The sequence below is a fragment of the Shewanella corallii genome (genome assembly GCF_023349125.1).
GTDB lineage: Bacteria > Pseudomonadota > Gammaproteobacteria > Enterobacterales > Shewanellaceae > Shewanella > Shewanella corallii.
Genome location: NZ_JAKIKT010000006.1, coordinates 213,767 through 232,258, shown reverse-complemented (window position 1 = coordinate 232,258; position 18,492 = coordinate 213,767). Strand labels below are relative to the sequence as shown.

The 18,492-nt window shown below is 53.0% G+C and carries 13 protein-coding genes, 2 pseudogenes and 1 riboswitch; of the genes and pseudogenes, 4 read left to right on the top strand and 11 right to left on the bottom strand.

Annotated elements, in window-relative coordinates:
* Positions 1 to 8: 8 nt before the first annotated feature.
* From L2725_RS15810 to thiC, 9 genes are all read right to left on the bottom strand, one after another.
* Positions 9 to 2,558, bottom strand: coding sequence for a DMSO/selenate family reductase complex A subunit (locus tag L2725_RS15810; protein WP_249249808.1), 2,550 nt, complete (start codon positions 2,556 to 2,558; stop codon positions 9 to 11).
* 11 nt (positions 2,559 to 2,569) lie between these two features.
* Positions 2,570 to 4,579, bottom strand: coding sequence for an MtrB/PioB family decaheme-associated outer membrane protein (locus L2725_RS15805; protein WP_249249807.1), 2,010 nt, complete (start codon positions 4,577 to 4,579; stop codon positions 2,570 to 2,572).
* 15 nt (positions 4,580 to 4,594) lie between these two features.
* On the bottom strand, positions 4,595 to 5,503 hold the full coding sequence (locus L2725_RS15800) for a DmsE family decaheme c-type cytochrome (RefSeq protein ID WP_283164342.1): 909 nt from the start codon (positions 5,501 to 5,503) through the stop codon (positions 4,595 to 4,597).
* Between the two features lie 565 nt (positions 5,504 to 6,068).
* On the bottom strand, positions 6,069 to 7,205 hold the full coding sequence (gene thiH, locus L2725_RS15795; RefSeq protein WP_249249805.1) for a 2-iminoacetate synthase ThiH: 1,137 nt from the start codon (positions 7,203 to 7,205) through the stop codon (positions 6,069 to 6,071).
* On the bottom strand, positions 7,202 to 7,987 hold the full coding sequence (locus L2725_RS15790; protein ID WP_249249804.1) for a thiazole synthase: 786 nt from the start codon (positions 7,985 to 7,987) through the stop codon (positions 7,202 to 7,204). Before L2725_RS15790 ends, thiH begins: the two co-directional genes overlap by 4 nt.
* A 2-nt stretch (positions 7,988 to 7,989) precedes the next feature.
* Positions 7,990 to 8,190: a sulfur carrier protein ThiS gene (gene thiS, locus L2725_RS15785; RefSeq protein ID WP_249249803.1), complete on the bottom strand. Its 201-nt coding sequence runs from the start codon at positions 8,188 to 8,190 to the stop codon at positions 7,990 to 7,992.
* Positions 8,171 to 9,037 carry a HesA/MoeB/ThiF family protein gene (locus tag L2725_RS15780; RefSeq protein WP_249249802.1) on the bottom strand — a complete coding sequence of 289 codons (867 nt, stop codon included), beginning with the start codon at positions 9,035 to 9,037 and terminating at the stop codon, positions 8,171 to 8,173. Before L2725_RS15780 ends, thiS begins: the two co-directional genes overlap by 20 nt.
* Positions 9,030 to 9,722: a thiamine phosphate synthase gene (gene thiE, locus L2725_RS15775; RefSeq protein ID WP_249249801.1), complete on the bottom strand. Its 693-nt coding sequence runs from the start codon at positions 9,720 to 9,722 to the stop codon at positions 9,030 to 9,032. The genes L2725_RS15780 and thiE overlap by 8 nt, the downstream gene beginning before the upstream one ends.
* 1 nt (position 9,723) lies before the next feature.
* The gene (gene thiC, locus L2725_RS15770) at positions 9,724 to 11,724 is read right to left on the bottom strand and encodes a phosphomethylpyrimidine synthase ThiC (protein WP_249249800.1); all 2,001 of its coding nucleotides are present in this window, start codon (positions 11,722 to 11,724) and stop codon (positions 9,724 to 9,726) included.
* A 163-nt stretch (positions 11,725 to 11,887) separates the two neighbouring features.
* Positions 11,888 to 12,009, bottom strand: a riboswitch (TPP riboswitch).
* 247 nt (positions 12,010 to 12,256) lie between these two features.
* On the opposite strand from thiC, the gene L2725_RS15765 reads away from it, so the two are divergent.
* Entirely contained in the window at positions 12,257 to 14,245 is a 1,989-nt protein-coding gene (locus L2725_RS15765) for a hypothetical protein (protein ID WP_249249798.1), read from the top strand.
* Between the two features lie 102 nt (positions 14,246 to 14,347).
* Here the strand turns inward: L2725_RS15765 and L2725_RS15760 are convergent, their stop codons facing one another.
* Positions 14,348 to 15,079, bottom strand: coding sequence for a LysR family transcriptional regulator substrate-binding protein (locus tag L2725_RS15760; RefSeq protein ID WP_249249797.1), 732 nt, complete (start codon positions 15,077 to 15,079; stop codon positions 14,348 to 14,350).
* Between the two features lie 48 nt (positions 15,080 to 15,127).
* Positions 15,128 to 15,307: pseudogene (locus L2725_RS23365) on the bottom strand (helix-turn-helix domain-containing protein); the annotation flags it as partial.
* A 220-nt stretch (positions 15,308 to 15,527) separates the two neighbouring features.
* Here L2725_RS23365 and L2725_RS15755 point away from each other — a divergent pair.
* The 3 genes and pseudogenes from L2725_RS15755 to menH all read left to right on the top strand — a co-directional run.
* On the top strand, positions 15,528 to 15,827 hold the full coding sequence (locus L2725_RS15755) for a cytochrome c3 family protein (RefSeq protein WP_115136440.1): 300 nt from the start codon (positions 15,528 to 15,530) through the stop codon (positions 15,825 to 15,827).
* A gap of 164 nt (positions 15,828 to 15,991) precedes the next feature.
* Positions 15,992 to 17,704: a 2-succinyl-5-enolpyruvyl-6-hydroxy-3-cyclohexene-1-carboxylic-acid synthase gene (menD, locus tag L2725_RS15750; protein ID WP_249249796.1), complete on the top strand. Its 1,713-nt coding sequence runs from the start codon at positions 15,992 to 15,994 to the stop codon at positions 17,702 to 17,704.
* Positions 17,701 to 18,489: pseudogene (gene menH / locus L2725_RS23360) on the top strand (2-succinyl-6-hydroxy-2,4-cyclohexadiene-1-carboxylate synthase); the annotation flags it as partial. The gene menD and the pseudogene menH, both read left to right, overlap by 4 nt.
* Positions 18,490 to 18,492: the final 3 nt, after the last annotated feature.

Below are 18,492 nucleotides of genomic sequence, written 5' to 3'. Positions count from 1 at the left end.
GTGCTCCCTTAAGCTTTGCGGATCTGAACACGGATAGTCAGCTGTGGGTTACCTTTGGCAACCGGGCTTGGCTGGTAACGGGTCAGGGTATTTACTGCACCACCAACATCAATCACCTTACCGGTAGCTCCTGTGCGACCTTTGGCATCGGCCAAATACCAGGCGCCCTGCCCCAGAGCTACAACGTTTGGTGCCACACGTGGCGTAATCTTCACAGGCACTTCGATAGAACCACGCTCGTTGTACACTTCAACCATGTCACCAGAGCTCAACCCTTTTTCATCAGCATCGACCTGGTTCATCCACAGTGCATCTTCAACCGCTTCACGCAGCCATGGCACGTTGTGATAACTGGAGTGAGTACGGCCCTTTGTGTGGTAAGTCGCCAGCTGCAGCGGGTAGTCAGTTGCAGTGTCTTTATCTTCGTAGCCATCCCAGGTCACTGTGTACTGAGGAATGGCAGTGATGGTGTCACCTTTAACGCCGGTCACATCTTCCTGAGTCCAGTACTTAGCACGCCATGCCAGCTCGGAAGAAGCGATCTCAATTTTACCGGTTGGGGTAGCCAATTTATTGCCGACAGGATCATTCACAAAGTCCTGCAATGCCACATGACGGTTCAACATATCTTTGCGGAATACACCAATCTGCTGGGCTTCTTTGTAAGTTGCCGGGAATGCAGGTTGTACACCGTTATTGGCCGTCATTTTCACAGTTTCTTTATACAGGTAGTCCAGCCAAGCTTCTTCAGTGACATGCTCACCACGGAACTCATTACCCACACCCATCTCATCAGCGATCAAGGCTGCGATCTCATACATGGACTTACATTCCCACATAGGCTCTACAGCAGCAGACATGGCCGTCAGGTAACCCAGAGAACCGGCAGCGTATGAGTTATCTACCAGATCGTTGGATTCAAGCCAGCTGGTATCAGGCAGGATGATGTCAGCGAACTTGGCCCCCGGAGTCATCCAGCAGTCACAGGACACAACAAACAGATCCTGAGCATCACGCAGAATTTGAGCCGTGTTGTTAATCTCGGCGTGCTGATTCAACAAAGAGCTGTCAGATGCAGAGAAGATAAATTTAATGTTGGCACCCAGAGGAGCATCCAAACCGTCAGTGCCACGAACGCCGTGGGTGCGGGCAGTCATGGTTTCGCCATGATTGATTGCTTCTGACCAGGTGAAGAAGGAGATGGATTCTTTAACTGGATTATCCCCAGTCGGGATACCAGCACGGCCCATACCTGTCATACGAGGCAATTCACCGTTGGAAGCACCTTCAATACCCAGCTTACCTGTCAGCACAGACAGCATATACAGGGCACGCATACTCTGCTCACCGTTAGCCTGACGGTTTACACCAGCACCGACTACGATGTATGGAGCTTTTGCCCCCATTAGCTCGTCAGCAATTTCCTTAATAGTGTCGGCCGCAATCCCAGTGATCTTTTCAGCCCATTCAGGAGTGCGCTGAATGCTGTAGATCCCCTGGCCCAAGATGTAATCTCGGTAGTTTTCTTCAGGATTCAAAGCTTCAGAATATTCGCGCAAATGCTCACTCTTACCTGAAGTATCTTTGTCAGCCAGAGCGATCAGCTCTGCCTTTTGAGCGACAACAGAATCATAGTCAAAGCCGAAACAATACTTGTCGATAAAAGGTTTAGATTTGCTGTTAAACCAATTGGTTGAAGAAATCATTACATAGGCAACCGCTTCAGCAAATGCGGCGTCAGTACCCGGACGGATAGGCAGCCACATGTCCTCTTTACCCAACATGGAGTCGGTGTAACGAGGATCAATCATCACCATTTTCTTCAAACGGGTGTTACGCTTCAGCGCCTGAACGAAGTCATAGCCTTCGCCTGAGCCGGACTGACGAATTTCATTTGGGTTATAGGCAATCCCCAGGAAGAAGTCGCTGTAATCCAAAGTTGCAGTAGCGGAGCCCATGGTACTGCCGGTACCGAAGGTGTGCTTGGCCGCTTCCATCTGCTGCGCCCAGGAGTAGTTACCATAGGCATTCAGGTAGCCACCACACAGGTTAAACAGGCGGTTGAAGTTGGCATTGGAGGCAAAGCCGTAGTAAGCACCAGAGCCATAGCTGCGGAATACAGACTTAGGGCTAACGGCGTAAGCTTCCTTCAGCTTCTGAGCAATAGTGCTGACAGCTTCTTCCCAGCTGATAGGTACGAAACCAGCCGCATCACCACGCTCACCCACACGCTTCATTGGTCTTTTCAGACGATCCGGCGCATAGGTACGCTGACGCAGAGAACGACCACGGGCACAGGCGCGAACCTGATGCAGGCCGTACACGTCTTCAACTTCGTGGTCGGTTTCAACGCGGGTGATCACGCCATCACGGCTGAATACCTTAATTGGGCAGTTAGAGCCACAGTTCACCAGACAGGAAGACCAGTTCACCTTCTCTTCGCCAACCGGAGGCTGTGGAGGTACCACGTCTGCGTCCTTCGAGCTGGAGTTACAGCCGGAGACGGTGGCGGCCGCGCTCAGAGCAGCACTCATTTTCAAGAAACTTCTGCGTTCCATTATCTTTATCCTCAAAGAATGTAGCTGAAGGACAACATCAGCTGATGGGCGTTGTAGTTATGGTTACCCAAGCCCAGAGTCGTTAAACCGGTAATTGCATCCACGCCAACTTCGCTGGCGTCGGTGTCATAGAAGCGTTCGTACTGGTAAGCCAGCTTCAACTGCATGGACTCGCTCAGGGCGTATTCACCATAGAGCTCAACACTGTGGTTAAAGCTGTAGTAGTCGCCGTAGCTGGTGCTGCCAGTCAGGTTGGCGTCGACCAGGGTTTCACCATTGGAGTTGGCAAACAGGTAGTCGGCACCGACAGTCAGGCGGTCATCCAGCAGGCCACTGTAGGCCACACCGGCACCCAGGTTGATAAAGCTGTCGTTGATATCCGCGTACCAGATATTGGCTTGATCACCCGCCTGCTCAGAGTCGATCCACTGCTGACCGGCAAAGCCGTAGGCCGTCAGGTTGTCGCTCAGGAACAGGTTCAGGTTCAGGTCATAGCCGTAGTCACGGGACTCATGAAGACCAAGAACGGTATCGTCACCCTTTCTCTCATCAAAAGAATCAATGGCGTAATGCACAGTCAGATCCAGCGACATCCAGTTGGCCGGGGTGTACTGGGTACCCAGTTCCAGCTCGGTGCGATTGCGGTCAGCCAGGTTGAACTTGCGCAGCAAGCTTTGTTCTTCGCTGGAGGTCAGCTCACTGGCTTCGTAGGCGCTGCCACCACGGATACCGTGACTGGCCTTGATTTCGAAACGAACAGTGTCGAACTTGCGAATATCCAGCTCGGCCCACAGGGTGTTGTCGCGGGTCTGCTCACGCTCGCCATAGCTGCGTTCAACCTGCTTGTAGTCGTAACCGGCCTGCAGGCGGTAGCCCTGAGCCAGACGATAGGCGGTGTTCAGCTTGACGGTCTGACGCTCGATATCCAGCACAGTGTTCTGCTTGAACGAGTTACTCAGCGGATCATAGCTCAGGCGTGGCTGCATAAACTCATACACAGATGAGTCGTTGTCGCGCTTGGAGTAATCGACACTGCCGCCAACACGCAGGCGCGGGGTCAGCATTGAGGTGGCTGCCAGTTTGGCATCCAGAGTATCGACCTGACCGTCCCAGTTTTGCAGTGGGTTACCAGCAACCTGGATCAGGTTGTCGTCCTGGATCATACGACCCGCTACCACACGGCCATTGAGCACAGTGGCATCCAGACGGTACTGACCGGCTACTGCCAATTGATGCGCCTGGTTGTCTGGCGTCGCTGCGTATACGTCATAGGCGTATGGCAGGCTCATGTGATTGATATTGTTCTTGTACTGGCTGCCGTGATAGCTGATATCCGTCATCCAGTTGGCACCGCTCAGCACCACACCGGCACTCAGCTTGTCAGTGCTTTCATCCACTGGCTGAGCAAAGTTGATTGGGCGAGGGCTCATCAGACTGGCGCTCTTGCTGCCTGTCTTGTCTTCGCGGTCGTAACGGACATAGGTGTTCAGATCTTCATTAATCTGATACTCAAAGCCGAGTCCGGCCTGCTGACGCTCCAGCTTGAGGTCAACAAAACGCACTGACTCACTTGGAGTCAGCATGCCGCCGTGATGCCACAGCTGAGTTTGAGCCTCATCCTGCCAGGTGGTGATGTTGCGGTAGTCCAGCTCAACCTTGTACTCGCCAATCTTGCCGCTGCGGGCAGAAACAAAGCCGTTGTCCATCCCCAGCTGATGGGCCTGCAACTGACTGCGGTAGCCCTCAGCGTTCAGGTAACTGACATTGGCATCAACACCGGCAACCACACCTTCATCATTAGTGCCAAAGGCGTTACCGGCATGGCTGTCGCTGCTGTCTACATAGCCCAGGCTGGCAGTCACGCTGCCGGTATGGACTGCAGGGATTTTGCACTGCTTGCACTGGTAAGCAGCCTGCTTCACCTTGGCGGTGTTGGCATGCTGAATACCAAAGTCGGCAGCAGTCACGGCACCGGTCGCAGACAGCAGTGCCAGGGTCAACAGATTCAAAGAAAATCGCATCTCTCGCACTCCTTGTTAGCGGCCAAACAGGCTGCCGCCCGGATGGTTGGAACCGTGGATCTGGTTGTGACAGTTCAGACAGCTCTTGCCACCACCGAAGGAGCTCATGCCATCCTGTGGTACCACGCGGGCACCGTGGCCATCGTCGGCGTGACACTGCTGACACAGCTGGGGCACACGCTTATCCAGCAGGTCTTCATTTACACTGCCGTGGGCGTTGTGACAGTTGGCGCAGTTTTCCACTACCGGAGCATGCTCAAACAGGAATGGACCGCGCTTGTCGGCATGACACTCGTAACAGGTGTCGTTCAGGCTTGGTTTCACCAAGGCGCTTTCTGTCATGCTGCCGTGTGGGTTGTGGCAGTCGGTACAGGTCATCTGATCCCACTTCAGCGGGTGAGATGAGCGCTTGTGCATATCCGCTTTTTCCTGGGTGTGACAGCTTACGCAGGTGTCATTCACCTTGAGTGGATTCAGCGCAGGATCTTCAGCAGCGTGGATCTGGTGACAGTCAGCACAGGCAATCTCTTCCAGATTGTGGGTGCTGTTGTGCCATGCCATCTGCTGTGGGTCGTTGTGACAGCCCAGACACACACTGTTCTGGCTTTGGGCTGGCAATTTAGTGTCACGACCAAAGGTGATCATCGGCTCTTTGCCGCCGCGGTTATGCTTGCCCATTGGGCCGTGGCAGGATTCACACTGCAGCTGTGCCATAGGCGATGCACTGCTATTGGTCGCGCCGTGCACGCCTTTAAACAGGTCCATCACCTTTTCGTTGCGCTTGTGGCACATCAGGCAGGAGTCTGCCCCTTTAGGAGAGTATTTGCCTTCGGCAAACTTCTGAGTCAGCTGCTGTTCCAGCTCTTCCCCGGTCAATTTATCCCAGGGAGCAGCAGAAACTGAAAACGCCATGGACAATCCCATGGCGAACAGTGCGCTCAGACTTATTTTTAAGCCCCGCTTTACACGCTCAATCATTCTCTGGCCTTTCACTTCTTGTTATTAATTCACGAATCGGAATTTGGGGCTGGCTACCCCGGTAGAGGTATTTTAAAAGACAGAAATATAGAAACTGGGTTTGTTATTTTTCAGAAGGGGAAAAATGCGACATCGCATACACAAAAATAATATTCGTGATTAAACACTCACTCAATGACTATAAAAAGCACTACAAATGCTTTTTATAACCTTATGTTTAGTAATGTTTTTATATTTTACGCCGGAACAACTCAAGCCAAGATTGTTAATGGCTGTGAGCAGACTTGTGAACGGGACGGGGAAATCGCGAAATATTAAAATATGACCAAGGTCAAAAATAAGTGTCATACCTCCATTGAGATAAATAAAAACTTATCCCAAAAGAGTTAATGAAAATAGTTCTCAAATGCAGTGAGAGCAGGAGCTGCAGTTAAAACAGCGTCGGCTAAATCACAATATCAGCCGACACTGAACTAAGGGAGAGTGCAACGCAATAATAGTGGTTACATTCTTAGACTCCGGAATAGCGCCTGTCCCAGTCTTTCCACACCACTTCAAAACCCGCCTGTTTTACTGTCTTTGCTACCTCGACCACACTGCGCTCATCACTGATGCTGAACTGTTCCAACGCGGGTTCGGGATTGGCGTAACCGCCGGGCTGTGTGCTGGAGGCGGCTGACAGAGCTGTTACCCCTAAAGGCAGCAAATTATCCCTCAGCCAGGGGGATTCACGGGTCGACAGAGACAGCTCCACACTGGGGTTAAATAAACGGTAGGCACAAATCAGCTGTACCAGATGCTTGTCCTCCATAATGGACTTTATCTCTGTATTACCTGCGCAGGGACGCAGACGGGGAAAAGAGATGGAGTAACGACTCTGCCAATAGTGGCGTTCCAGATACTCAAGGTGAGCAGCGACATACAGGCTGTCGGTGCGCCAGTCCTCCAAACCTATCAAGGCTCCCAAACCTATTTTGTCGATACCTGCCCGCGCCAGCCTGTCCGGGGTTTGCAGCCGATAGCCAAAGTCAGCCTTTTTCCCCCTCAGGTGATGCCTGGCATAAGTCACAGGATGATAAGTTTCCTGATACACCATTACCGCATCCAGCCCCAGGGCTTTGAGTTCGGCATAGTCATGGCTTTGCAGCGGCTGCACCTCCATCGCCAGATAACTGAAATAGCGCTTAACCACAGGCAACACCTGACGGAAATAGTCCATGCCCACCTTGGTTTCATGCTCGCCGGTGACCAGTAATATGGAGTCGAATCCCATGGTTTTAATGGCCCGGCACTCTGCCTCGACTTCGTCCAGAGTCAGGGTTTTGCGCTTGATGCGGTTATCCATGGAGAAGCCACAGTAGCTGCACACATTGGCGCAAAGGTTAGACAGGTATAAAGGCAGATACATGCCCAGGGTATGGCCGAAGCGCTGCCGGGTAAGGAAGGCACTTTGCTGCGCTATCTGCTCCAGATAAGGCTCTGCCGCAGGCGAGATCAGTGCTTTGAAGTCTTCCAGTGTGCGCTTGCCCGACTGCAGGGCGCGCTCAACATCCGTCGCCGTTTTGGCATAGATACTTAAGCGCTGTGCATCCCAGTTGAGCCCGGCAAATGTACTGGCAAAGCCCTCGGCAATGTCATGCTCATTCACAGGACAGGCTCTCCAACAGACAGAAAGCCAGTAAGCGGACTGGACGCCACCGCCTGGGTGTGCTCAGTTGCCAGACCTGACTCGAAGGCTATACGTCCGGCTTCCACAGCCAATTTAAAGGCACTGGCCATAGCAGTGGGATTGGCAGCAGTGGCGATAGCGGTATTCACCAACACGGCGTCAGCCCCCAACTCCATCGCTTCTGCGGCATGGGACGGCGCACCAATACCTGCATCCACCACCACAGGCACCCGCGCCTGATCGATAATGATCTGCAGAAACTCTCTGGAAGCCAGTCCTTTATTGCTGCCGATAGGTGAGCCAAGCGGCATCACTGCGGCGCAGCCCACCTCCTCTAAACGCTTACAGAGCACAGGGTCGGCATGACAGTAGGGCAATACCACAAAGCCCTCCTGCACCAGCTGCTTTGCCGCTTTAAGGGTTTCGATGGGATCCGGCATCAGGTATTTGGGATCCGGATGGATCTCCAGTTTGAGCCAGTGGGTCCCCAAAGCCTCCCGCGCCAGCCGGGCAGCAAATACCGCTTCTTCAGCACTCCTGGCGCCTGAGGTATTGGGCAGCAGATTGACCCTGGCAGTCAACAGAGGCGAGAGAATATCGTCGTGCTTGTTCTGGGACTCCAGTTCCAGCCGCTTAAGCGCCATGGTCACCAGCTCTGAACCTGACGCCTTCAGCGCTGCTGCCATCTGGCGACTTCCGGCAAACTTACCTGTGCCGGTAAACAGCCGGGAATGAAAGGTTTTATCGCCAATGGTTAACATGGTCAGCCTCCTGCAATTACCTGAAATACGGCGAGATCATCTCCCGGACTGAGCCGGGTATGGGGCCACTCACTTTTGGGCAGCACCATGCCATTAATGGCCAGAGCATAGCCCAGGGGGGTCAGCTCGAGCGCATCAAACACTGCGGTGACATCACTGCCCAAAGGCAGCTCAATCTGTCGGTCATTTACCTGTATCAACATATTCGCTTCTCCTTTGTGAGCTTCCCCTGTTCTGTGGACTGCTGCTCCCCTGATATCCACAAACAGGACAATCAGCATCTCTGGCAACCGCCAGCGTCTGCCACTCCATTGTCAGGCCGTTGAAACGTCTCAAGTAGGACATTCCACTGTCCGCATCCAATCCCAATATCAGCTTGATCGCCTGCAGCGCCTGCAAGGTGCCAAGGGTGTTAACCATAGGCCCCATAATCCCCAGAGTGCGACAACTGCCAATCGGCATTGCATCGTCCGGGCTTAGATTGGCATCAAAGGGGAACAGGCATTGATAGCAGGCCGCGTCAGACCGCCGGAAATCAAAGGTCATCAGTTGTCCCTGCCAGCCGGTCGCTGCACCGCTGACAAGCGGCTTTTGTCCCTCTGCACAGCTTTGATTGACCTGATATCGGGTGCTCAGGTTATCCGAGCAATCCAATACCAGATCCACGCTCGCCACCTGCTCAGCAAGCAGTTCGCCCCGCAACGCCAGAGGCAAAACCTGCACCTGAATATGAGGGTTCAGACGCGTTAACCTGGCTGCAGCGGCCTTGGCTTTATTGATACCGACGTCCCCACTTTCAAATGCCAGCTGCCGTTGCAGATTGGACAGCTCCACAGCATCCGGATCGGCAATATGTATCTGGCCGACGCCAGCGGCCGCAAGACTCAATAAGGCGGCACTGCCCAGCCCTCCGGCACCGACCACCAGCACCCTGGCCCGTTTAAGTTGCAACTGCCCTTCTTCACCCAATTCCGGCAGCATTAACTGGCGGCTATAACGCAGAAACTCGGCGGCGCTCAGCTCCTCTGTCGCGCTTGTCTCATCAATCACAAACCACCTCCTTGCGGCGTGCCAGCAGGGTGTTAAAGCGTGCCAGATCGCCTGTCAGATCACGTGACTCTGTCACCGCCCTGACCACTGCGACTGCATCAACACAGGTTTGCCAGACATCGGCGGCGCGGCCGAGATCGATACCGCCAATGGCAACTGTGGGTATCTCACCCGCGACCGTTTGCACATGCTGCTTCAGGGTTGCCAGTCCCTGTGGTGGCGTGCTCATCTGCTTGGTGGGAGTGGGAAAGATATGACCTATAGCCAGATAGCTGGGGCGCATCCTGACAGCTGCAATCAACTCATCGGCTGTCCGGGTTGATACCCCAAGACGCATACCGGCGGACGCTATCCCGCTCAGATCTGCCCCGGGCATATCGGTCTGCCCGAGATGCACGCCATAGGCACCGTGCTTCAATGCCAATTGCCAGTAATCATTGATAAATACACAGGCATTGTGCTCCCGCCCCAGCGCGATCGCCCGGCAGATCTCCCTCTCCAGTTCGCTGGGATCGCTCTGCTTTATTCTTAGCTGCACAGTGCGTATGCCCATGGGCAACAACCGGGCAATCCAGTCGGCGCTGTCCACCACAGGATAGAGATGATCCAGACCGGCTGGCTCATCACTGTTACCGTCACTGGCCTCAAAGCTGTGCCGGGCAAATTCAATATTGGCCTGAGTCATATCAGGCCTCCGCTTTGGGTCGGTATAGCTCTGCGCCGGAATCTCGAAACTCTTTGGCTTTATCGGCCATGCCCTGCTCTGCTATCCCGTGCTCTGCTATTCCGTATTGGTCGACCTGTGCCTGAGCCATGGAGGCGGCAGCCTGCTCAGCACTCATCATGGTGACTGCGTCACCCGCCAGGGTCTGCAACGATGGGTTTTCGGCGGCATACTGACGTACCTCCTGACTGATCTTCATAGAGCAGAACTTGGGGCCACACATGGAGCAGAAGTGAGCCACCTTACCCGACTCTTGAGGCAGGGTTTCATCATGGAAACTGCGGGCGGTATCAGGGTCCAGTGACAGGTTGAATTGGTCTTCCCAGCGGAATTCAAATCTGGCCTTGGACAGCGCATTGTCCCTGACCTGCGCGCCGGGGTGCCCCTTGGCCAGATCCGCAGCGTGGGCCGCCAGCTTATAGGTGATAAGGCCGGTTTTAACGTCCTCTTTGTTAGGCAAGCCCAGATGCTCTTTGGGGGTCACATAGCAGAGCATGGCGCAGCCATACCAGCCGATCATCGCCGCCCCAATGCCAGACGTTATGTGGTCGTAACCCGGAGCAATATCTGTGGTCAGCGGGCCAAGCGTATAGAAAGGCGCTTCATCACAATGCTTGAGCTGCTCTTCCATGTTCTCTTTGATTAGATGCATAGGCACATGACCCGGCCCCTCAATCATCACCTGCACATCATATTCCCAGGCGATTTTAGTCAGCTCTCCCAAAGTTCTGAGCTCGGCAAACTGTGCTTCGTCATTGGCATCGGCAATGGAGCCGGGACGCAGGCCGTCCCCCAGTGACAAGGAGACATCGAAGCGAGCACAGATTTCACAGATCTCACGGAAGTGGGTATAGAGAAAGTTCTCTTTATGGTGGGCCAGACACCACTTGGCAATGATGGAGCCGCCGCGGGAAACAATGCCCGTCATGCGTTTGGCCGTCAGTGGCACAAACCGCAGCAACAATCCGGCATGAATGGTGAAGTAATCCACCCCCTGCTCAGCCTGCTCAATCAGGGTATCGCGCATCACCTCCCAGGTCAGATCTTCGGCAACCCCATTCACCTTCTCCAGCGCCTGATACATGGGCACTGTGCCTATGGGCACCGGGCTGTTTCTCAAAATCCATTCCCGGGTCTCGTGGATATTGCGACCGGTGGACAGATCCATCACGGTATCGCCGCCCCAACGGGTGGACCAGAGCATCTTCTCCACCTCCTCCTCAATAGAGGAAGTCACTGAGGAATTACCTATATTGGCATTCACCTTCACCAGAAAGTTGCGGCCGATAATCATGGGTTCAGATTCAGGATGGTTGATGTTGGCGGGAATGATCGCCCTTCCCTCTGCCACCTCTTTACGGACAAACTCCGGGGTGATCTGCTCAGGCAAGTTGGCACCAAAACCCTGACCGGGATGCTGATGATTCAGGCTGTCATCTTTAAACCGCTGAGCCGCCCGCCCCATATTCTCGCGGATGGCGATGTACTCCATCTCCGGCGTAATCACGCCCCGGCGGGCATAGTGAAGTTGAGTGACACACTTGCCCAGCTGACCGCGGCGAATGGCAGGCAAGGCTGGGAATCTGAGTTCGTCCAGAGTGTCATCGGCCAATCGTGATTTGGCAAACTCAGAACTGACGCCCGCTGTCAGCTCAGTGTCATGGCGCTCTTCAATCCAGGATTGCCTGACTTTAGGTGCTCCGCGATAGATATCGATTTGATGGTCAGGATCTGTGTAGCAACCCGAGGTGTCATACACACGAATACGCTCATTGGGCTCAAACACAGGCTTGTCTTTATCGCCCCCCACCAGGCTGGGGGCCAATGTGATTTCACGCATGCCAACGTTAAGGTCGGGTCGTGAGCCCTGCACATACAGCTTGTTTGAGTTGGGAAAAGGTTGGGTCGACAGGGTGTCGAGGTAAGTTTTGGCTTCAAGCCGGGTTTGTTTTCTGGTCGACATAGCATCACTCCAATTTTATGGGAATTAATGCTTGTCGGATGGCGTTGATGGCAGGTGATTACTGACTGGCGTTTCAATCGCTGTTGAAATGAAACCTCAATAAAACAGCAGTTGCTAATATTGATGCGTCATATCCAATAGCAAACTGCAGATATGACACGGCCTGTCAGCCACACTTGTTCCCTTCGCAGGTATTAGCCTGATCAGGTTCAACGGATCCCACTTTCGTGGTCTCAGCCCTATGCCTGTTGATAAGACAATTAGCGGGCACTCCGACAAGTAGTAAAGACACAGCTTTCAAGCCTATGTCTCAGGGCACCCAGTATATTTACCGGCTGAAATTTAACAAGTGATGATATTTCAATTAACACCTTCGCCTGAGAATTGTTCGATTATTCCTGCCCTCTGTGCTCAATTCATTGCTCAGGTCACAGACAGAAGTAAAAAAAACGCTAAATTAGCGCCCCCGATCATGTGTGATATTGATGGAACACAATTGAAAACCACAACAACCTATTTAAATAACAATAAGATGAGAAACATTTTCAGGCTTGGTCTGGTGGCTTCTCTGACCCTGACTGGCGCTGCATTTGCAGATGACGATTACCGCAGAGTAATGGAAACCACAGATGACTTTGTTGCGGAACGGGTTTCCATCGCGCCTGTGGATGAGATCTTTTTCGGTCGTGCCAACCCCAAAAACCTGTTTGAGCCCTATGCCAATCTGACCGAATCCGATGCGGATTATACAGATGAGCCTGCGGCTGCACGTCGTAATGCTTCATACGCCTGGGGCGTGGCTCAGGTAGGTGAAGAGATCTGGTTCGGCAGCCTGAACAACGGCTGGTGTGGCTGGATGATGAAACATCTCAAGTTGCCAATGCTGGTCACCGCTTTCGACTCTGAAGTGCAAGCCTGTAACCTGGTGGATATCGACCGCCCGGGTCAGCTGTACATTTATGATGTGAGCAATCAGCAAACCAGCGTAATCAATCCATACGATATTCTAAATGCGCCGGGTCAGGATTACGCCCGGGATATCTCCCGTGGCCCAACCAAGCATCTGGGCAATGGCGTATTTGAAGGCGAAGCCAGCAAGATCTATGGTTTCCGTTCTGCCGGTGCCCACAATGGCGTGGTGTTCTTTATTGGTCATGCCAACCTGGACAGCCAGAGTGCCACTGAATCTGCCGAGGGTTTCCTGCGGGTGTTCGCCTTCGACAGTCAGACCCGCACCTATTTGGGTAAAGCTGACTTCCCATACGACTCTTCCCGTCGCATGACAGTGCTGACTCATCCTGATGGCAGCAGCGCCCTGTATACCTTTATGGGCCCGGATACCTCTTTGGGTCAGGCGGGCACTTCAGGCACAGTGGGCCTGCGCTGGGTCGGCACTAAAGACGCGCCATTTGCCGGTGGCGATACCCATGGCTTTGATCTGGTTACCCCTGACAGCTTCCAGTATGAAGGTCTGCCGGGAGAGTTTGTGACAACTCAGGATGAAAAAGGTAAAGAGCGACTGGTGGTCAGTACCTGGGCCCACCCCAAGGCGGCCAAAGATCCAGCCTATCAGGGTGGCAACCTGTTGGCGTCCAACCCTATGCCAGCTGCCGGTTTCAGCAAAGCTGAGCCTATGCAGTTCACCACTATCTTCAAGACCGAAGATTTCGATGCTGACCCTGTGATTGCCAAGACCTATGAAATGGGTGCCATGACAATGTTTGATGGCTACCTGTACTTCGGCACCATGCACGTGGGTCACTCAGGGGGTTATGACAAACTGAAAGCGGCATACCCTGAGCAGTTCCCTGCAGTACAGGATGGTGAATACAGCGCTGTCGAAGAGGAGTTGGCTATCAAGAGCTGGCGTGCGTCGTCTATCTTCCGTATGAAGATGAACCGCTTCTACAAACCTCACAAGTTCAAGCCTGAGCTGCTGTACGGTGATAAAAAACAGTGGGCTTTCAACGGTCGTAAATGGCGTAAGCAGCCCAACCGTATGGGTCTGGAACCCAAGTACGGCCCAGCAGGTTGGGGCGAGGTACTGAACGTTTATGCCTGGACTGCCGTGGTTCACGACGAGCAGCTTTACATTGGTGGCTTTGATCTGGGCAGTGGTATGCGCGATTACTATGACAATATCGAAGCGATTCAAAGTAAAGCCGCCAGGCTACCAAGACTGGCACCGGATCAGTTCTGTCTTGCCGGTAGCTGTTTCCCTGTCGATATGATGGGTGGCAACAGCTGGCAGGATCAGGCTTACAACAATCCAATGGGCTATGTGTACCGCTGGGCACAACAGGTTCGTGGCAACAGCAACCAGTCAGGTGCCGACCTGATTGTGTTTGAAGAGTCAGACGAAGCTGCCGAGCGCATCACTGCCGATGGTTTTGCCAACCCTGACAATAACGGCATCCGTAACGCCGCAGTAGTAAATGGTGAGCTTTATTTCGGAACTTCAAGCTTCTCAAACCTGGGCAATAATTCCGGCTTTGAGTATTACAAAGTCACCGAGAAATAATAACTGTTATTAATCTCATCAAGATATTTGAGTTAATTCACGAATAAAGTTCAGGGCGACATTAAGTCGCCCTGATTTTTTAGTAATTAACTAATTTAGTTATCACTTTGCAGATACCTGCTCCATGATGTAGCTCTTCAAAGCAGAAATAAGCAGAGGTGGGATTTTCTCTCTGCGGTCCTGACGACAGATAAAGCCATATTTGGGGGCTGGTACTTCTAAATGCAATTTAGCAAACTCTTCTGCAGGCAGTGCCATAGACCTCATACCCGGGAAGCGGGTAATAAACTCAGAGGCACATGCGGTACCCAACAGGGACACACCCTCAGACAGGGTCAGGCTCTCCAACAAGGTCGCTAGGCTGGCAGTACGCTGCGCCACACTCAGCGGCAGACCCTGCCTGCTACAGAACACCTCAAAGGGATCAGTTTCATCGTTAAAGCCAGGCATCTGGGTAATCACATAAGGATGCTGAGCCAGGTTTTCCAACAGCAGCTCCTGCTGCCACAGCGGATGAGATTCAGCGGCAACCACATACACGACGCTGCCATTACAGACTGGCTCTGCGGTGATCATTGAGACCCCCTGCTTGCTGCAGTCAGCAGTACGGGTGCACTCTCTGTGGGTCAAGGCAATACAGACATTGCCCTTGACCACATCTTCACAAATTCCTCTGCGGGTTGGTTTCAGCGAAAAAGACAGGCCGGGATAGATTAGCTTGAGAGTCTTATCCAGATAGTCAGGCAGGCCCACAGAGAAAGTCGGAGGCACAGCGATAACACATTCGCTGACATCCACATCCCGGCTGTTTTGCTGGATCAGTTCTTCAGTCAAAGAGACAACCTGGCTGATCACAGGGTAAAGCTGGTGCGCCCGGGCAGTAGGAACAAAACCGGTTTTTTTACGAATAAATAAAGTATCCGCGTATAAATCTCGTAAACCAGATAAATAACGGCTTACTTTTGATTGCGAAATATCATACATTTCGGCAACGAGTCGGGCGCTGCCGGTTTCATATATCGATTTAAAGACAAAGAATGCCCTGATTTCCTGATCCAACATCTCCACTACCAAGCGTCTTATAGTTATATATTTTGGGCGCTAATATAGCTCTGAATTTCAATTTATAAAATTAAAATGTTGTGAAACAAAAGCGGCCTCTTAAAAATTTAATTATAGAATTCTGAAATAAAAGTCGGCGTTCACAAACTGAGCGATATCACATTTCTTTTTTTTAGAAGTTGGCTATTATCCCGCCAGTTCCAACACCGGAGGTTCGCTCATGAAATGGATTGTCTTAGTGTGTCTGTTGTGGCTTCCCCAGGCCTGGGCCCTGGATGACTGCAGCGAGTGTCATGATGAGAAGTGGCAGGTAACACCGGCCCATGTATGGATAGAGACAGAACACCATATTGATGCTGTGGTTTGCGTCGACTGCCACCGCTGGAAAGACGGTAAGGACTTGCCGCCAGTATTGCCGAGTATGGCCAACCTCCAAAAGGACTGTGGCAGTTGCCACAACGCACCTCAGGATCTGGCTGGCATGATGGATATGGAACACTATGAACAACTGACCAATTAGTCAGAACAATTTCCCTGCAAGGTTCGTACGCTTCATCACGTACGGGCCTTTTTTCTTTTTTGCCGTAAGCAAAAACTCCCAAGTTTAAGTTAGAATCTCAAGCAACTCTTTTTACTGTCATTACGCTTGGGCGCAAGGCAGTTCGATAGATATGGTACAGACCTATGCAAACCCATCAAATCGCCGAGCTCAATCTGCTTTGGGGCGCCTTGATACTGGAAGAACTGGCCCGTCTGGGTGTTAAGCACGTATGCATGGCACCGGGTTCACGTTCAACCCCACTGACACTGGCTGCCGCCAGACAGCAAAAGCTCAAACAACATCTGCATTTCGATGAGCGCGGTCTGGGTTTTCTGGCGCTGGGGCTGGCCAAAGCCAGTCGTGCGCCGGTTGCCATTATCACCACTTCAGGTACCGCGGTGGCTAACCTGTATCCTGCAATTGTTGAGGCCTGGTTGACCCATGTGCCCTTGATTGTTCTGTCCGGTGACCGTCCGCCTGAGTTGCTAGACTGCGGTGCCAATCAGGCCATTGTGCAGCCCGCGATTTTCGCCGGTTATGCCAAACAGATGAATCTGCCAACGCCGGATATCGCCATCGCGCCACAGGCCTTACTGAGCGCCATTGATGATGCCGTCAGCAACCAGTTTCAGCCGCTGCATATCAACTGTATGTATCGCGAGCCCCTATATCCCAATGAAGCTCACACCGACACCTTTACCGACTATCTCGCGCCGCTGAATGACTGGCAGCAAGATGACCAGCCATGGTGCCGGGTTGCAACCTGTCAGCCCTCCAGCCTGCCTGCTGACCATCAACTACAGGAGTTTGTCAGGGGTAAAGGGGTGATTGTGGCGGGCACTCTGTCACCCGAACAGGATCCCGCAGAGCTGCTGGCCCTAAGCCAAAAGCTGGGCTGGCCACTGCTGACCGATGCTCAGTGTCAGCTGCGCCAGCATCCCCAAGCGATAGGGCATATAGACCAACTGCTGCAGGAGCCCAACGCCAGAGCTTTATTGGATGAAGCCGATAGAGTATTGGTGGTTGGTGGGCGTTTACTGTCAAAGCGCTTGATCAGCTATCTGGCCAACCATAAGTGGAGTGCTTACTGGCAACTGCTGTTCCGTCAGGAGCGACTGGACCCAAGCCATAACAGCAAGCAGCTGTTCACCGCACCACTGGCACAGTTTGCGGGCCTTCAGTGGCCTGAATCCAGCCACCGGCAGTGGGCTAATGCACTGAGCCAACATAATCAGGCTCTGGAGCAACTGCTGCAGCAACAGATAGATTTGGGTGAGTTTGGCGAAGCCCTGGTGATTAGAACCATAGCCAGAGCCCCGGCCCATCAGCTGTTTATCGGTAACAGTCTGCCGGTCAGAATGTTTGATATGTTTGCCCCTAGCGCTGAAGGCGACACCAGTGTAACTTACACCAACCGGGGCGCGTCGGGTATTGACGGTCTGTTGGCAACGGCCTGCGGCGTAGCAGCCCATGAGGATCAGCCAATCACTTTGGTGATTGGTGACCTGAGCCAGCTCCATGATCTGAACTCCATGGCGATTGCCCGCACTGCAAGCGGGCCATTTATATTGGTTATTCTCAACAATGATGGCGGCAATATCTTTAACCTGCTGCCGGTTCCCAATGAGGCGCTGCGCAGCCAGTACTATCGTCTCAGCCATGGTCTGAGTTTTGAGGGGGCCGCCACTATGTTTGGTCTGCCTTACCACAGGCCCACTGATGCCGATGAGTTTAAACAGACCTACCTGCAAGCGTTGCAACACAAGGGCACCACAGTGATTGAAGTCGTTGTCAGCTCAAATCAAGCCAGCGACCAGATCGCGGCTATCGGTCAACTGGTGAGACAGGGCCTGTGAGCAAAGAGCTGACGGCAACCGGGTCAGGACTGGCGCTGAGTCGACATGGCGATCCTTCGCTGCCGGCTCTGGTGCTGCTTCATGGCTTTCTGGGCAATGCCGATGACTGGCAACCCTTGCTGCCTTTGCTGACACCTGACTTTCACTGCCTGTGTGTTGATCTTCCCGGTCATGGCAACAGCGAGCAATTCAGGCTGCCGACGCCGGGTTTCGATACCTGTGCCGATCTGATTATCAGCACGCTGGACAGCCACGGCATTCATGAGTTTTCTCTGCTGGGTTATTCCCTTGGGGGCCGGGTGGCGCTGCATTTGGCCAACCGCCTGAATCAAACTGCTCCCACCCGACTCAAAGCTCTGATGCTGGAATCCTGTCATCCGGGTTTGCTGACTCAGCAGGAGAAAGATGCCAGGGCCATCAATGATAACGCCTGGGCTAATCGACTGGAGAGTAGTCAACTGGAAGAGGTACTTCAGGACTGGTATCAACAACCTGTGTTTGCCGACCTCTCTGACAGTCAAAGACAGGCTCTGGTAGCCAAACGTCGCCATGCAAACCCTCAGGCTCTGGTGAATTGCTACCGGGCCACCTCTCTGGCGCTGCAACAGGATATGTGGCAGTTGCCCACCAGGCTTGGTTGTCCGGTTTGGTTTTTTGCCGGAGAGAGAGACACTAAATTCTCCGCCCTCGCCGACAGCTGGGCCAGCCAAAGCAGGCTATGCAAACTAAACATCAGGGACGCAGGCCACAATGTTCATATTGAGCAGCCCGCGCTGCTCGCCGATGCC

Coding starts and splice junctions, on each gene's coding strand:
- thiC (WP_249249800.1), bottom strand. CDS start 11,724: ATGTCGACCAGAAAACAAACCCGGCTTGAAGCCAAAACTTACCTCGAC.
- thiE (WP_249249801.1), bottom strand. CDS start 9,722: ATGACTCAGGCCAATATTGAATTTGCCCGGCACAGCTTTGAGGCCAGT.
- L2725_RS15790 (WP_249249804.1), bottom strand. CDS start 7,987: ATGTTAACCATTGGCGATAAAACCTTTCATTCCCGGCTGTTTACCGGC.
- menD (WP_249249796.1), top strand. CDS start 15,992: ATGCAAACCCATCAAATCGCCGAGCTCAATCTGCTTTGGGGCGCCTTG.
- L2725_RS15755 (WP_115136440.1), top strand. CDS start 15,528: ATGAAATGGATTGTCTTAGTGTGTCTGTTGTGGCTTCCCCAGGCCTGG.
- thiS (WP_249249803.1), bottom strand. CDS start 8,190: ATGTTGATACAGGTAAATGACCGACAGATTGAGCTGCCTTTGGGCAGT.
- L2725_RS15805 (WP_249249807.1), bottom strand. CDS start 4,579: ATGCGATTTTCTTTGAATCTGTTGACCCTGGCACTGCTGTCTGCGACC.
- L2725_RS15765 (WP_249249798.1), top strand. CDS start 12,257: ATGAGAAACATTTTCAGGCTTGGTCTGGTGGCTTCTCTGACCCTGACT.
- L2725_RS15810 (WP_249249808.1), bottom strand. CDS start 2,558: ATGGAACGCAGAAGTTTCTTGAAAATGAGTGCTGCTCTGAGCGCGGCC.
- L2725_RS15800 (WP_283164342.1), bottom strand. CDS start 5,503: ATGGGATTGTCCATGGCGTTTTCAGTTTCTGCTGCTCCCTGGGATAAA.